General features: G+C 72.6%; 14 protein-coding genes. 4 read left to right on the top strand and 10 right to left on the bottom strand.

Annotation, left to right across the window (positions count from 1 at the left end):
• Positions 1-9 precede the first annotated feature (9 nt).
• Entirely contained in the window at positions 10-774 is a 765-nt protein-coding gene (locus ABD978_RS24900) for a TetR/AcrR family transcriptional regulator (protein WP_345359165.1), read from the bottom strand.
• 110 nt (positions 775-884) lie between these two features.
• Here ABD978_RS24900 and ABD978_RS24895 point away from each other — a divergent pair, with 110 nt between their 5' ends.
• On the top strand, positions 885-2,111 hold the full coding sequence (locus tag ABD978_RS24895) for a saccharopine dehydrogenase family protein (protein ID WP_345359162.1): 1,227 nt from the start codon (positions 885-887) through the stop codon (positions 2,109-2,111).
• Between the two features lie 6 nt (positions 2,112-2,117).
• Here the strand turns inward: ABD978_RS24895 and ABD978_RS24890 are convergent, their stop codons facing one another.
• The 5 genes from ABD978_RS24890 to ABD978_RS24870 form a co-directional block, all read right to left on the bottom strand.
• On the bottom strand, positions 2,118-2,321 hold the full coding sequence (locus tag ABD978_RS24890; RefSeq protein ID WP_345359159.1) for a hypothetical protein: 204 nt from the start codon (positions 2,319-2,321) through the stop codon (positions 2,118-2,120).
• A gap of 159 nt (positions 2,322-2,480) precedes the next feature.
• Positions 2,481-3,680 carry an FAD-dependent oxidoreductase gene (locus ABD978_RS24885; RefSeq protein ID WP_345359156.1) on the bottom strand — a complete coding sequence of 400 codons (1,200 nt, stop codon included), beginning with the start codon at positions 3,678-3,680 and terminating at the stop codon, positions 2,481-2,483.
• A 26-nt stretch (positions 3,681-3,706) separates the two neighbouring features.
• Positions 3,707-4,294 carry a maleylpyruvate isomerase N-terminal domain-containing protein gene (locus tag ABD978_RS24880; RefSeq protein WP_345359153.1) on the bottom strand — a complete coding sequence of 196 codons (588 nt, stop codon included), beginning with the start codon at positions 4,292-4,294 and terminating at the stop codon, positions 3,707-3,709.
• Complete coding sequence (locus ABD978_RS24875) at positions 4,291-5,121, bottom strand: fumarylacetoacetate hydrolase family protein (RefSeq protein ID WP_345359150.1); 831 nt, start codon at positions 5,119-5,121, stop codon at positions 4,291-4,293. Before ABD978_RS24875 ends, ABD978_RS24880 begins: the two co-directional genes overlap by 4 nt.
• Positions 5,118-6,245, bottom strand: coding sequence for a cupin domain-containing protein (locus tag ABD978_RS24870; RefSeq protein WP_345359147.1), 1,128 nt, complete (start codon positions 6,243-6,245; stop codon positions 5,118-5,120). The genes ABD978_RS24875 and ABD978_RS24870 overlap by 4 nt, the downstream gene beginning before the upstream one ends.
• A gap of 108 nt (positions 6,246-6,353) precedes the next feature.
• On the opposite strand from ABD978_RS24870, the gene ABD978_RS24865 reads away from it, so the two are divergent.
• Entirely contained in the window at positions 6,354-7,097 is a 744-nt protein-coding gene (locus tag ABD978_RS24865; RefSeq protein ID WP_345359144.1) for an IclR family transcriptional regulator, read from the top strand.
• Between the two features lie 79 nt (positions 7,098-7,176).
• Here the strand turns inward: ABD978_RS24865 and ABD978_RS24860 are convergent, their stop codons facing one another.
• Together ABD978_RS24860 and ABD978_RS24855 are read right to left on the bottom strand one after the other, a co-directional pair.
• Positions 7,177-8,655, bottom strand: coding sequence for an FGGY-family carbohydrate kinase (locus tag ABD978_RS24860; RefSeq protein WP_345359142.1), 1,479 nt, complete (start codon positions 8,653-8,655; stop codon positions 7,177-7,179).
• Between the two features lie 79 nt (positions 8,656-8,734).
• The gene (locus ABD978_RS24855) at positions 8,735-10,597 is read right to left on the bottom strand and encodes a bifunctional metallophosphatase/5'-nucleotidase (protein ID WP_345359139.1); all 1,863 of its coding nucleotides are present in this window, start codon (positions 10,595-10,597) and stop codon (positions 8,735-8,737) included.
• Between the two features lie 218 nt (positions 10,598-10,815).
• Between ABD978_RS24855 and ABD978_RS24850 the strand changes: the two genes are divergently transcribed.
• The gene (locus ABD978_RS24850) at positions 10,816-11,784 is read left to right on the top strand and encodes a trehalase-like domain-containing protein (RefSeq protein WP_345359136.1); all 969 of its coding nucleotides are present in this window, start codon (positions 10,816-10,818) and stop codon (positions 11,782-11,784) included.
• Positions 11,785-11,855: 71 nt separating this feature from the next.
• Here the strand turns inward: ABD978_RS24850 and ABD978_RS24845 are convergent, their stop codons facing one another.
• A complete protein-coding gene (locus ABD978_RS24845) occupies positions 11,856-12,359 on the bottom strand; it encodes a MarR family winged helix-turn-helix transcriptional regulator (protein WP_345359133.1) in 504 nt (167 codons plus the stop codon).
• 40 nt (positions 12,360-12,399) lie between these two features.
• A complete protein-coding gene (locus tag ABD978_RS24840) occupies positions 12,400-13,110 on the bottom strand; it encodes a polysaccharide deacetylase family protein (protein WP_345359130.1) in 711 nt (236 codons plus the stop codon).
• Positions 13,111-13,279: 169 nt separating this feature from the next.
• On the opposite strand from ABD978_RS24840, the gene ABD978_RS24835 reads away from it, so the two are divergent.
• Positions 13,280-13,775: hypothetical protein (locus ABD978_RS24835; protein WP_345359125.1), on the top strand; the 496-nt coding region annotated here is incomplete at its 3' end.

Here is a 13,775-nt window from a genome sequence, read left to right as displayed (position 1 = left end):
CCCGGACTGTCAGTCAGGCGACCTGTACGGTTTCGTTACCGCCCTCCCCCGGTCATCGCCGGAGCCGCGGTGCGCGACGGAGGCGAGCTCCGCGGCTGCGCTCGCGAGCACCATGTCGAGGGCGACCGGGTAGGCGCTGGAGTTCATCCGTGCCGCCAGGAGGTCCGCCACCGCGGTGATGTTGGGGTGCGTCCGCTCCGGCAGCCGCGCGTACGTCGCGTGCCAGATCACCCGGTCGGCGTGGCGGGCGGGCTCCGGCAGCGTCTCCGAGGCCGCGTCCAGCGCGGCGAAGGCCAGGGCCTGGTCGATGAAGACGTGGTAGATCCGCACCGCCGACGGGTCGGGAAACCCCGCGCCGCGCAGGAGCCCCAGGATGGCCTCGTCCGCGGCGATCTCCTGCGACCGTCCGCTGACGCGGGCGGCCGTGAGCACGGCCGCCTGGGGGTGGGCGAGGTAGGTGGCGTGCACCCGCAGCCCTAGTTCGCGCAGGTCGCGCCGCCAGTCTCCCGTCGCGCTCCAGCCGCTGACCGCTCGCCCCATCAGCTCGTCCGCCAGGGCGAGGGTCAGGTCGTCCATGCCGTCGAAGTAGCGGTAGACCGTGCTGGGGTCGGCGCCCAGCGACATGCCGAGGCGTCGCGCCGTCAGGCCGTGCGCACCGTGTTCGCGGAGCAGCCGCAGCGCGGTCTCGATGATCAGGGCGTGGCTGAGCACCTGCCCCTGCTTGGTCCGCCGGCGTCGCCGGCGCTCCCCGTCCTGCACCGCCTTCTTCCCCATGCCGGGACCTTATGCCAACAGGGTTGACCTTATTCGAGGACGGGTCGTTGGATCGTGCCAGCGCGAGCGAGCGACGCTGTGCGCGTGAACGTGAAAGGGGATGCGTCCCAGTGCGAATCCTGCTGGTAGGTGCGGGAGGCGTCGGGTCCGCGATCACTCGGATCGCCGCCCGCCGCGACTACTTCGAGCACATGGTCGTCGCCGACTACGATCTCGGCCGCGCGGAGGCGGCGGTGGCCGCCGTGGCCGGTGTCGGCGCGGCGGGCCGCTTCGGCTCCGCCAAGGTGGACGCCGGCGACCAGGTCGCGGTCGCCGACCTGCTGCGCGAGCACCGCTGCGACGTGCTGCTGAACGCGACCGACCCCCGTTTCGTCCTGCCGCTCTTCGCCGCGGCTCACGACGTCGGCGCGCACTACCTGGACATGGCGATGTCGCTCTCCCACCCGCACCCGGAGCGCCCGTACGAGCTGTGCGGGGTCAAGCTCGGCGACGACCAGTTCGCCCGCGCCGAGGAGTACCGCGCGTCCGGGCTGCTGGCCCTGGTCGGGATGGGCGTCGAGCCCGGCCTGTCGGACGTCTTCGCCCGCCACGCCGCGGACGAGCTCTTCGACGAGATCGAGGAGATCGGCGTCCGCGACGGCGCCAACCTCACCGTCGACGGCTACGACTTCGCGCCGTCGTTCAGCATCTGGACCACCATCGAGGAATGCCTCAACCCGCCCGTGGTCTACGAGAAGGAGCGCGGCTGGTTCACCACGGCGCCCTTCAGCGAGCCCGAGGTCTTCGACTTCCCCGAGGGCATCGGCCCGGTCGAGTGCGTCAACGTCGAGCACGAGGAGGTGCTCCTGATCCCGCGCTGGGTCGACGCCGGGCGCGTCACCTTCAAGTACGGGCTCGGCGACGACTTCATCGCCAAGCTGAAGACCCTGCACGAGCTCGGCCTGGACCGAACCGACCCGCTCACCGTCCCCACCGACCACGGCCCCGCGCGGGTCTCCCCGCGCGACGTGGTCGCCGCCGCCCTGCCCGACCCGGCCACGCTCGGCGACCGCATGCGCGGCAAGACCTGCGCCGGCACCTGGGTGAAGGGCACCAAGGACGGCCGGCCACGCGAGGTGTACCTCTACCACGTCGTCGACAACGAGTGGTCGATGCGCGAGTACGGCTCCCAGGCCGTGGTCTGGCAGACCGCCGTCAACCCGGTCGTCGCCCTTGAGCTGGTCGCCACCGGGGCCTGGACCGGCGCCGGCGTCCTCGGGCCCGAGGCGTTCCCGGCGCGGCCCTTCCTCGACCTGCTGGGCGAGTACGGCTCACCCTGGGGCATGCGCGAGCAGTGACGGCGGTCATCGGCGGAAACGCGCCAGGAAGCCGCCCAGCAGCAGTCCGATGGCCAGGCCGAGGATGAGGCCGACGAGCAGGCCGGCGACCAGCCCGGCCACCAGGCCGGTCGTCAGGAACACGACGAGCCCGACCGCGACGCCCGCGATCAGGCCGGCGACCAGCCCGGCCACCAGGCCGAGGAGGAGTCCGGCGATCAGCGTGGGCATCGCCGTTCCTGCGATTTCTGATCGGGTGCGGGCATCATCCGCCGGGAAAGCCGGTCGACGTCGGTAGGTGAGGTCGTGACCCTCACCTACCGACGTTACGCCCCCGGCCCACCGCCGCGACCGGGGCCCGGCAGGCGCCTGCCGAAATGCTTGCATAGGCTATCTAACTAGTTGAATAATGCGCTCGCCGTACAGCCAGTCGAGGTACGTGTGGTCGCGCGGGTCGCGCAGCCGGAACAGCTCGTTGCGCAGCAGCCTGCCCACGCCGTTCACGTGCCAGATGTCGCCCCAGATCCGGGCGGTGCCCTGCACGCGGGCGGTGCGCTCGGTCCGCTCGGCCTCGTACCGCTTGAGCGCGTCCGCCCAGTCCGGCTCCGCGGCGTCCTTCAGTTCCCCGGCTAGGCAGTGGGCGTCCTCGATCGCCTGGCAGGCGCCCTGAGCCAGGTACTGCAGCATGGGATGGGCGGCGTCGCCGGTCAGGACAAGTCGGCCGTCGACCCACTTCGGAATGGGCAGGCGGTCGTACATCGGCCAGCGGCGGTTCCGCCACAGCGACTCGAGCCCTCCGCGAACCTCCGGGCAGGCCCCGGAGAACGCCGCGTCGAGCTCCTCGGGGCCGCCCCACTCCCGCTCCCCCCGCTGGTAGGCGGGGGACTCGAAGACCGCGACCGTGTTGAAGACCTCCCCGCGCCGCAGCGCGTACTGCACCAGGTGGCAGCCGGGACCGAGGTAGACGACGACGTCCCGGAACGTCTCCGGGTCGATCCTCGAGCCGAGCTCCGCGACCGGGAACGCGCCCCGGTACGCGACGTACCCCGAGCAGACAGGGCTGTCGTCGCTGAACCGCGCCCGCAGGGTCGAGTGCAGCCCGTCCGCGGCGACGGCGAGCGAGGCCCGGTGCTCACCGCTTCGGCCGCGCGCCGTCGCGCCGTCCGCGGCCGCGACGACGTCCTGGACGTCGCAGTCCGCCACGAGGTTCACGCCGGCCCGCTCGCAGGCGCGGGCCAGGATCGCCAGCAGGTCACTGCGGTGGATGACGACGTACGGACCGCCGTAGCGGCGCACGAACTCATCGTCGAGGTTCAGATGGGTCAGCTCGCTCCCGTCCAGGGCGTCCTTGAACAGGAGCCGGCGAGGGGCGACGCCGGCCTCGAGGACCTCGTCGAGCAGTCCCCAATCCTTGAGGATCCGGGTGGCGTTGGGCGCCATCTGCAGACCGGCGCCGACCTCGGTGAATTCCGGCGCGCGTTCGAGGACGGACACCGAGCGTCCGGAGGTCGCCAGGGCATAGGCGGTGGCGAGCCCCCCGATGCCCCCGCCGACCACCACGACGTCGGCGGATTCAGGTGCGGAGTTCATCGTCGTGTTCCTTAGTCTCGGATCGGTCAGAGCCAGGGGCCGAGGTCGGGCGCCTGGGCGGTGCGCCCGGTCAGCCAGGCGGCCAGACCGGCGGCGTTCGCCTTCGCCGCGTGCTTGGCCGTGGCGTCGGCGACCAGCGCCGCGTTGAAGTCCTCGGGCAGGTCGGCGAAGCCCACCCCGTGATCGAGGTCGACGGCGTGCACGCACACCTCCCTGGCCCGCATCCACGGGATCTCCGCCGCGGAGACGGTCCGGCCCTGCGCGGTCACCACGAGGTTGCGCCACGCGTCGTCCGGCAGGGCGTCCATGTCCTCCGTGAGGGACCTCGCCGACCCGTGGACGAGCGCGCGGAGCTCGGCGGCGGGCAGCAGCGCGGCGGCCTCGATCTCCTCGGCCCGCTGCCGCGGGCCGGAGTACATCCGGTTCTCGACGCCGGTGGCGGCCCAGCTCAGCAGCCGGCGCAGGGCCTCGGCGTTGCCGTGGGCGTGGGCGATGACGTGCCGGCGCGTCCAGCCGTCGAGCGCGGTCGGGGCCGTCAGGTCGTCGTCGGTGAGCCGGTCGACGGCCCCGAGGAAGAGCTCGGTGCCCCGGTCCGTCCAGGACCGCGCGCTCATGCCGCGCTCGCCGTGTTCTCCAGGCGACCGATGCCCTCGATCTCGGTCGTCACCGTCACGCCCGCCGACAGGTAGCGCGGCGGCTTGCGCGCGTGCCCGACACCGCCCGGCGTGCCGGTCGCGATGACGTCGCCCGGACGCAGCGTGACGATCGTGGAGGCGTACCGGACCAGGTCCACCGGGTCGAACACCAGGTCGGAGGTGTCGGCCCGCTGCACCACCTCGCCGTCGACCCGGCAGGTGAGCGAGAGGGCGGGGCGCACGCCGCCGGTCAGCTCGTCCGGCGTCACCAGGACGGGGCCGAGCGGGGTGGTGCCCTCGAAGGTCTTGCCCTGCAGCCACTGCGCGCTGCGGTACTGCCAGTCCCGCATGGTGACGTCGTTCATGACGGTGAAGCCCGCGATGGCCCCGGCCGCCTCCTCCTCCGACGCCCGCCGCACCGTGCGGCCGATCACCACCGCGAGCTCGGCCTCCCAGTCGACGGCCGGCGACTCGGGGGCCAGCAGGATGTCATCCCGCGCGCCGATGAGCGCTTCGGCGAACTTCGCGAACAGGGTCGGGTACTCGGGCAGGTCGCGGCCCATCTCCAGGATGTGGTTGCGGTAGTTCAGCCCGACGCAGAGGATCTTGCCCGGCCCCGGGACCACGGGCGCGAAGGCGGCCTTGTCCACGGCACGGGTCTCCCCCGCGGCGGACGCCGCCGCGTCGGACCAGTCCTGGCGCGCCAGGAGCGCGCCGACGTCCGGAGCGTCGAGGATGACGTATCCGCCGGAATCGATCCGGGCGGCCCGGGTCCCTTCGTCCGTACGGATGGTCGCGAGCTTCACTGCGGGTTCTCCTCACTGGGGTCGTTCTGCAGGCGGTGCTGGTACAGCCGCTCGACGATGGGGGTGTCACTGAAGCGGAACAGGTCCAGGCCGTTCTCGGTGGCTAGCGACAGCGGCTGCCACGACGGGACCACGAACAGGTCGCCGCGCTCGACGGACCACGTGCGCTCTCCCACGCCGACCCGTCCCGTCCCCTCGAAGACCTGGTAGACGGATGAGCCGACCTCCCGGGTCGCGGCCGTCTCGGTACCGGGCGCCAGCCGGTGGAACTCGGTGCGCAGCGTCGGCATGACGTCGCCCCCGGTGGTCGGGTTGGTGTATCGGACGGCGGCGTGACCGGGCTCGACCGTGACCCGGTGTCCCTCCGTTTCAAGGGCCAGTTGCTCGGTCAGGGCGCGGTCGGTGTGCTCCCACCGGTAGGCCAGCAGCGGCGTGGCCGGCGTCGGCCGCAGGTGGGTGAGGGGACGCAGGCCGGGATGGCCCCACAGCCGTTCCGACCGGGAGCGGTCCGGCGCCTCCCGCGTCTCGACCTCGTCCGGCCCGAACTCGAAGAACGTGGACTCCACGAAGTGCTGGAACGGGATGTCCAGCCCGTCGATCCAGGCCATCGGCCGGTCGGTGACGTTGTGGTGGCCGTGCCAGTGCCAGCCGGCCTGGGGCAGGAAGTCGCCGCGCCGCATCGCGACCGGGTCGCCGTCCACCACCGTCCAGACGCCCTCGCCCTCGACGACGAAGCGGAAGGCGTTCTGGGTGTGCCGGTGCACCGGGGCGTCCTCACCGGGGTTGAGGTACTGGATCGCCGCCCACAGCGTCGGCGTGGCGAACGGCCGGCCGCCGAGCCCCGGGTTGGCCAGGGCGATCGCGCGCCGCTCACCGCCGCGTCCGACCGGGACGAGTTCGCCCGCCCGCTCGGCCATCGGCAGCAGCCGGTTCCACCGCCACAGGTGCGGCAGCGCCTTCGAGCGCGGGGACGGCGGCATGAGGTCGCCGATCTCCGTCCACAGCGGGACCAGCAGCTCGGACTCGAAGCCGCGGTAGAGCGCCTCGAGGGCGGGCGTCCGGGCGGGCTGGCCCTCGGCGTCGGTCGCGACGATGGTCACGGGCGAGCCAGCGGTGACGGTCATGCTTGCAGCCTCCTTCACGGCGCGGAGACGACGTAATCGCAGGTCAGATGCTTGCCTTCGCATCCCAGCATGCCAACGATTCTGCACAGCGGATAAGCTTTTTCTGTTATGAGGAATAAACCGCCGTACGCGCTGGCCTCCGTGGACCACGCCCTGCAGCTCGCCGCGCTGCTGCAGCAGGAGGGGCCGCTGCGGGTGACCGACGCGGCCGACCGCTTGGGCGTGGCGGTATCCACCGCCCACCGGCTGCTGGCGATGCTGGTGTATCGGGACTTCGCCGAGCAGGGCCCCGACCGGCGGTACGGCCCGGGAAAGATCCTGCGACCCGCGGAGGCCTCCGCGGCTCCCATCACCCTGCTGCGCGAGGCCTGCGGCGCCCCGCTGAGATGGCTGGTGGAGCAGACCCGTGAGTCGGCCAATGTCGTGGTGCCGGCCCAGGCAGAGGTGCGGTTCATCGCGACCGTCGAGTCCCCGCAGGTCCTGCGCGTGGGCGACCGTGTCGGACGGTCACTGCCGGCGCACCGGGCCTCCGGTGGCAAGGCGATCCTCGCCGCGCTCCCCCCCGACCAGGTGACCGCGCTGTACGAGGACTCCGACGAGGTCGACCTCCGGCGGCTGCACCGCGAGCTCGGGCTGGTCCGCAAGCGTGGGTTCGCCATCAACGACCAGCTCACCGAGACCGGCCTGACCGCGATCGGCGTCGTGGTCAGGGACGCGGTGGGAGGCCCGCTGGCCGGGGTGTCCATCGCGCTGCCGACCGCCCGGTTCGACCGGGACCTGCTGCCCGCGTGGGTGCACGCGCTGGCCACGGCGGCCCGGCGCATCGAGGCCGCCATGGCGGACCGGCGCTGATCCAGGCGCGCCGCCCGGAGCTCGTCGGCGTCTCACGATCACCGGCCCATCCGGGCCGAGACGGCCAGGGCGGTCGGGGTCAGGCCGGGGCGCGGGAGAGCGCGGCCAGGGCGTGGGCCGCGTCGCGGGTGGCCGGGTACAGGCCGCGGTACAGCTCGTACAACGCGTCGTAGATCCGTCCGGCGGCCGGGTCGGGCTCGATCGTGCCCGCCGGCGGATTCCACCCCGCGCCGTCCGACAGGCCGGTGGCGCGCGCGGCGAGCAGCGCATCACCGTAACAGGCGCCGATCGTGACCGAGGGCAGCTCCTGCGCCCGGCCGAGCACGTCCGACACGATCCGGGTCCACAGCCCGCCCTTGGTGCCGCCGCCCACGGCGACCAGCCGGGCGGCCTCGCCGCCCGCCGCCCGCATGGCCTCCAGGTTGTGCCGGACGCCGAACGCCGTACCCTCCAGCGCCGCCCGGTACAGGTGCCCGCGGCCGTGGTCGAGCGTCAGGCCGAGGACGAGGCCGCGCGCGTCCGGGTCGAACAGCGGCGTCCGCTCGCCGGCGAAGTAGGGCAGCATGAGCAGCCCGCCGGCTCCGTGTCCGGCCGCGCGCGCCTCCTCGGTGAGCTCCTCGTACGCCGCCCCGGTCAGCTGCCGGAGCCAGTCGGTGACCGCGCCGGAGGTCGCCATGCCCGCCGCCAGGTCGTACGTGCCGGGCGTGACGCCGACCGTGCCCCACAGGCCCGGCCAGGTACGGCGTTCCGCGAGGACCTCGATGAGGAACATGGTCGTGCCGTACATCACCATGACGTCGCCGGGCTCGGTCACTCCGACGCTCACCGCCTCGGCCCACGCGTCGATGGTGCCGGCGATGACCGGGGTGCCCGCGGCGAGGCCCGTGCGCTCGGCGGCGGCCTCGGTGACCGTGCCGGCGACCTCGCCGGGCCAGGCGAGCGGCGGCAGGTCCAGGCCCGGGGCGATCTCCGCCGCCCAGTCGGCGATCCAGGCGTGCTCGCGGCTGTCGTACAGCGGCGAGCTCTGGCTGGCCGAGTGGTGGTCGAGGACGTACTCGCCCGTCAGTTCGTGTACGAGGTAGGAGCTCGCCATGAACAGCCGCCGGGTGCGCTCCCACACCCGCGGTTCGTGGCGGCGCAGCCAGGCGAGCTTGGGCCCGACCGCCTGCGTGGTCAGCGGCGAGCCGCCGCGTTCGACGATCGTCTCGGCGCCGTAGTGGGCGGTCAGGTCCTCGATCTCGGCGACCGCGCGCGTGTCGACGCCGTAGAGGATCGCCGGCCGCAGCGGTTCGCCGGCGGCGGTGGCGGGCAGCGCGCACGGCCCGATGCCGCTGACGCCGACGCCCGCGATCGGGGCGTCCGCCCGCGCGATGAGTTCGCGGGTGACGGCGGCGAACCCGGCCCACCAGACCGTACGGGCGTCGTGCTCGGCCCAGCCCGGACGCGGCCGCGACACCGTGTGCTCGCGCACCGCCGTCGCGACCACCTCGCCGTCCGGAGTGGTCAGCACCCCCTTGGCGCTGGAGGTGCCGATGTCGACTCCGAGCAGCAGGCTCATCCGGGCATCCCTTCCCCACCGGGGACCTCGCCTGCGGCCGCGTCCCCGCTGTCCGCGTCAACCGCCGATTCTCTCCTGATCAGAAGACCGGCGCGCCGTCGCGGACGAGTCTCCAGTTCTCCACGTGGAAGGTCGCGGGGTCGATGGTCTTGGCGGCGGAGGCGAAGGCGACGATCGCCTCGCGGATCGCCACCTGGGCGTTGTAGACGACCGGGGCGGTGGCGATGTGCGGGAACCCGCCGCCGCCGGACTGCCGGTAGTTGTTCACCGCGACCACGAACTGCTGGTCGCCGCCGACCGCCGTGCCGTTGTAGGCGAGGTCGCGGATCCGGGAGCCCTCGGGCTGCGCGAGGTCGATGTCGTAGGTGACGCCGGAGAACTGGTCGTAGTTGTAGTCGGGACGGTCGTGGGCGTTCGTCCACGACGCCGGGTCGACCGGAGCGCTCGCGGCGACCTGCTTGAAGTACTGCGCCGAGTACTCCAGGTAGTCCTTGATCTGGGCGCCGGTCAGGACGCTGGCCAGCAGCGTGTTGTCGTAGATGTAGAGCCCGGCGATGTCCCTGATCGTCACCTTGCCGGCGGGGAAGGTGGCGAGACGGCTGAACGGCGCGGCGATGGACAGGACCGGCAGCGACGCGTACGCGGTGCCGGCGACGGCCTTCTTGACCGTCTCGGTCTGCACGAGGTTCACGTAGTCGAGGATCGCGGTGTCCTTCCAGCAGGACTCCGCGGCGGACATCGCCTCGGTGGAGGTGGCGACCTCCTGGTTGACGTAGGCGACCACCGCGTCGTGCTGCTTCTTCACGACCGCCACGAGCGCCGGGTCCTCCTGGACCGTGTTCGTGTTCACCGTCGTCGCGGAACTGCCGGCGACCTTCCAGCGGCCGCGCTCCCGGGTCAGCGTGAGATCGAAGACCGACAGCCGCTGGCCCCAGCACTTCGGCTCGCTCATCACGACGGTGCGGCCGGTGGTCTCGTTGGTGACGAACCGCTGCGGTACGTCGTTGTGCGCGTGGCCGAAGAGGATGGCGTCGATCCCGGGGACCTGCTGCGCCACCATGGCCGAGGCGTTCTCCACCGGGATGTCGCCGGTGTAGGACGACAGGCCGCTGTCACCGGCGTGCGCGCTGACGATCACGACGTCGACGCCCTGCGCGCGGATGATCGGCACCCACTTCTTGGCGGTCTCGACCAGGTCCAGGAAATCCAACTCGCCTGAAACGTTCGCCTTGTCCCAGATGGCGACGCCCGGGTTGGTCAGGCCGAGCAGGCCGACCCGGATCGGCGGATGCCCCGGCACGCGCATCGTCTTGATGATGTACGGGCGGAACGCCGGCCGGTCGGTGCCCGCGTGCACGGCGTTGGCGGCCAGCACCGGGGCGCGCATCTGGCCGATCCACTTCCGCAGCAGCGGCAGGCCGTAGTTGAACTCGTGGTTCCCGAGCGCCACGGCGTCGTAGCCGATGGCGTTCATCTGCAGCGCCATCGGGTGGACCTGACCGGTCTCGGTGATCGGCTCGACCGTGGCGTAGTAGAAGCCGAGCGGGGTGCCCTGGATGGTGTCCCCGGCGTCGAACAGCAGGGTGCGCTCGCGCCCCCGGTCGGCACGGATCTGCTTCACCAGACTCGACACCCGCGCCAGGCCGACCACGTTGTGGGCGCTGTCGCTGTACGCGGCGTCGTTGTAGTAGTCCCAGTCGACGGCGTGGCTGTGGATGTCGGAGGTGCCCATGACCGTGATGGTCACCGAATGGTCCCCGGCCTTGCCGGCCGTCGCCGCCTCGGCCGAGCCCGGCCAGCCCGCCATGGCGAGCGCGCCCGCGGCGGTCAGCCCGCCGAGCACCTTCCGGCGGCTGACACCCGTGTCCTCCGCGGTCTCCTCCGGGACCCGGCACGAGCACCATCGCGGCACCGGACTGAAACGTCCCCCTGAACTCTGCATGACGTACGGCGTTCCTTACTTCCTGGAGTTGAGACGAACGCCCAACCTAGCGGTCGGACACCTGGCCACATATTGGCGAAAACCTCCCATGCAAGGCGCTGAACCTTGGCAGAAGTTGCGGCCGCTTTCAACCGGGGACCCAGCTCTCCCGGTCCACCGGCCGACGCTGCGGGGCGCGGGGGATGCATAGGGGGCCGGGTTCGGGAAAGGCAGCGGGTATGACCGGCCAGGACGTCACATCGCCTCACGTGCTCCGCGAGTACTCCCTCATCGCCGACGGGGAGCGCGGCGCGGTGATCGGCCCGCAGGGGGACGTCGCGTGGATGTGCTTCCCGTCGTGGGAGTCGCCGGCGATCTTCGGCGGTCTGGTCGGCACCCGGGGCCGCTACAGCGTCCACCCGGGCGACGAGTGGCGCGTGTGGGGCGGCTACTACGAGGAGGGCAGCCTGATCTGGCGCAGCCGCTGGGTGACGGGCGACGGCGTGGTGGAGTGCCGGCAGGCGCTGGCCCTCCCGGCGCGCCGCGACCGCGCCGTCCTCCTCCGCCGGCTGAAGGCCGTCCGCGGTCGGGCTTGCTTTCGGGCGCATCTGGAGCCGCACGCCGGGTTCGGGGCCGACAAGGTGACCGGCCTGCGCGCCGAGGACGGCGTCTGGAGCGCCCGCAGTGGCCCCGTCCACCTCCACTGGACCGGCGCGGCGCAGGCCGCCGAGAACGGCGGCGGCCTGGTGCTGGAGCTGGAGCTCGCCGAACCGGCCGGTCGACAGCTCGAGCACCTGCGCCGCGCGCCCGACGACGACCGGATCGACGCCTCCCTGCTGATCCCGCCCGTCAGGGGCGCGCTGCCCGCCGACGACCCGCGCACGGTCGCCACCCTCGACGCCGTCCGTGACCAACTGGTCGACGACGGATTCGTCTACCGCTATCAGATCGACGATCGCCCGCTCGGCGCCGCCGAGGGGGCGTTCATGCTGTGTGGTTTCTTCCTCGCGCTGGCCGAACAGCAGCAGGGCCGCACCGCCCAGGCCGTACGCCGCTTCGAGCGCATCCGGTCCGGCTGCGGCACCACCGGCCTGTTCACCGAGGAGTACGACATCCGGCAACGCCAGCTCCGCGCCAATCTCCCCCAGGCGCTCGTGCACGCCCTGTTCCTGGAGACCGCCGCGCGCCTCGGCGTCTGCTCGGCCTGAACCGCGTCCGCCCGACCTGGACCGCCGCGCGCCTCGGCGCCGGTTCATCCGGAGCCGCCGTGGTCCTACCGTCAGTCCCAGGCCCTGGTCGCGCCCACGGGCGGCTCGCCGCCGGCGTCGGTGAAGGCCCGGAGCGCTTCGACCAGGCGGGCCCGCTGGTCGGCGGGCATCGCGGTGACGATGGCCTCGAGCTCCTCCCGGCGGCGGGCGGTGACCTCTTCCACGAGTCGCCGGCCGTCCTCGGTCAGCCGCAGCAGGACCTCACGCCGGCTCGCCGGATTGACCCGCCGGACGATCAGCCCCGCGGCCACCAGCCGCTCCACCATCCGCATCGCGGTCGACGGGTTGACCGCCAGGTGGTCGGCGAGGGTCACCAGCTTGGTGTCCTCATGCGTCGCGAGCGCCACGAGCAGGCGGAACTGCGGCAGCGTCACCTGTTCCCGCACCGCCGTCAGCGACCGCAGCGCGATGCCCACCAGCAGGCGCGACGCGGTGAGCACCGCGGAGGTCACCGCGTCGATGTCGTCCGCCGGCCCCTGTCCGTTGATCACCGGCTCGATCGCGCGTTCCGCCATGGGTCTGTTCTACCCGGCATGTCGGTCTCCCAGCATGGGTTCACCGCAGGCCGTGATCCCGCAGTGGTCCGACGCGCAGACCGGCCGAGCGGCACCGGGCCACCAGCTCGGGCAGCGCGCCCAAGGCCGAACGCCACGCGCCCGGGGCCGAGGTGTGGTCGCAGTCGTGCAGCAGGATCGTCGCCCCGCCGCGGACGCCCGGCGCCAGGGTCGCCAGGACCGAGGCCGGGCTCGCCGAGCGGGTCCAGTCCCTCCCCCACGCCGTCCACAGCACCGGCCGCAGCCGGTGCCGGCGGGCCGCGGCCAGCGCCTCCGCGCTGAGCACACCGTACGGCGGCCGGTACCAGACCGGTTCGGCGCCGGTGACGGCGGCGACGAGGTCGGCGGTCCGGCCGATCTCCGCGGTGACCCGGCCCGGACGGGCCAGCAGCGCGTACCGGTGCCGCCAGCCGTGCACGGCGATCTCGTGGCCGTCCGCCACGATGCGGCGGCCCACGTCCGGGTGGCGCATCAGGGTCTCCCCGACGACGAAGAAGGTGGCACGGCAGTCCAGCCTCCGCAGTTCGTCGAGGAAACGGGGCGTCGAGTCCGGGTCGGGCCCGTCGTCGAACGTCAGCGCGACGTGGTCGCGGTGGCCCTCCCCCGCCAGGCGCGGCAGGCGGCGGCGCACGACCGGCAGCCAGCTCGCCGCCGGCCCGGCGTGCACCAGGGCCAGGCCGGCCAGGCCCAGCGTCAGCGCGGTCCGTGCCACCGGTCCAAGGCTAGTGCCGCATCAAGCAACGTTGGCCCTGCTGAGATGACGCGCCGTCTTGGTGCCGGCTCCCGGAGATGAGGCGTTTGCGATCATCGATTCGGGAGGTTGGTAGTGCGGCACCGCCGACCGTCTCTGTTCTGTCGCAGGCACCTGCTGTAATCACCTCATGCCTCGACGTGTTGATCCCGATGCCGCCCGGACGGTGATGCGTACCGCCCGGGTCGGCCTGCGTCTCACGCCCGGCCAGCGGGAGCGGTGTTTCGGGCTGCTTGCCTCAGCCGGGGACGTGTGGGCGTGCGTGCTGGATATGAACCGGTGGCGGCGCCAGCGCGGCCTGCCCGCCGTGGCCTCGTATCAGGCGTTGTGCCGGGAGTTGTCGGCGGCCGGTCCGGGCACGTTCGGTGAACTGGACACCAAAGGGGCGCGGTCGGTGCTACGCCGCTACAGCGACGCGTGGTTCGCCGCCGCCAAACGCCGCAAGGACGGGGACGCCTCAGCCCGGTTCCCGCGCCGCAAACGCCGCCTGGTGCCGGTCCGGTACTACCACGGCATCTTCACCCTGGAGGACCAGCGGTTACGACTGCCCGCCGGTCGCGGGTGTCCGCCGTTGCGGGTGCGGCTGGACCGACAGGTGCCCTACCCGATCGAGCAGGTCCGGTCGG

The sequence above is a fragment of the Actinoallomurus liliacearum genome (assembly GCF_039542035.1).
GTDB classification, from domain to species: domain Bacteria; phylum Actinomycetota; class Actinomycetes; order Streptosporangiales; family Streptosporangiaceae; genus Actinoallomurus; species Actinoallomurus liliacearum.
The sequence above is the reverse complement of the archived record's forward strand: the minus strand, read 5'-3'. Positions and strand labels throughout refer to the sequence as shown.

Excerpts from the sequence above, each read along its gene's own strand:
- ABD978_RS24850 (WP_345359136.1), top strand. The coding sequence starts at position 10,816 with ATGACCGGCCAGGACGTCACATCGCCTCACGTGCTCCGCGAGTACTCC.
- ABD978_RS24890 (WP_345359159.1), bottom strand. The coding sequence starts at position 2,321 with ATGCCCACGCTGATCGCCGGACTCCTCCTCGGCCTGGTGGCCGGGCTG.
- ABD978_RS24880 (WP_345359153.1), bottom strand. The coding sequence starts at position 4,294 with ATGAGCGCGCGGTCCTGGACGGACCGGGGCACCGAGCTCTTCCTCGGG.
- ABD978_RS24885 (WP_345359156.1), bottom strand. The coding sequence starts at position 3,680 with ATGAACTCCGCACCTGAATCCGCCGACGTCGTGGTGGTCGGCGGGGGC.
- ABD978_RS24860 (WP_345359142.1), bottom strand. The coding sequence starts at position 8,655 with ATGAGCCTGCTGCTCGGAGTCGACATCGGCACCTCCAGCGCCAAGGGG.
- ABD978_RS24865 (WP_345359144.1), top strand. The coding sequence starts at position 6,354 with ATGAGGAATAAACCGCCGTACGCGCTGGCCTCCGTGGACCACGCCCTG.
- ABD978_RS24900 (WP_345359165.1), bottom strand. The coding sequence starts at position 774 with ATGGGGAAGAAGGCGGTGCAGGACGGGGAGCGCCGGCGACGCCGGCGG.
- ABD978_RS24845 (WP_345359133.1), bottom strand. The coding sequence starts at position 12,359 with ATGGCGGAACGCGCGATCGAGCCGGTGATCAACGGACAGGGGCCGGCG.
- ABD978_RS24870 (WP_345359147.1), bottom strand. The coding sequence starts at position 6,245 with ATGACCGTCACCGCTGGCTCGCCCGTGACCATCGTCGCGACCGACGCC.
- ABD978_RS24855 (WP_345359139.1), bottom strand. The coding sequence starts at position 10,597 with ATGCAGAGTTCAGGGGGACGTTTCAGTCCGGTGCCGCGATGGTGCTCG.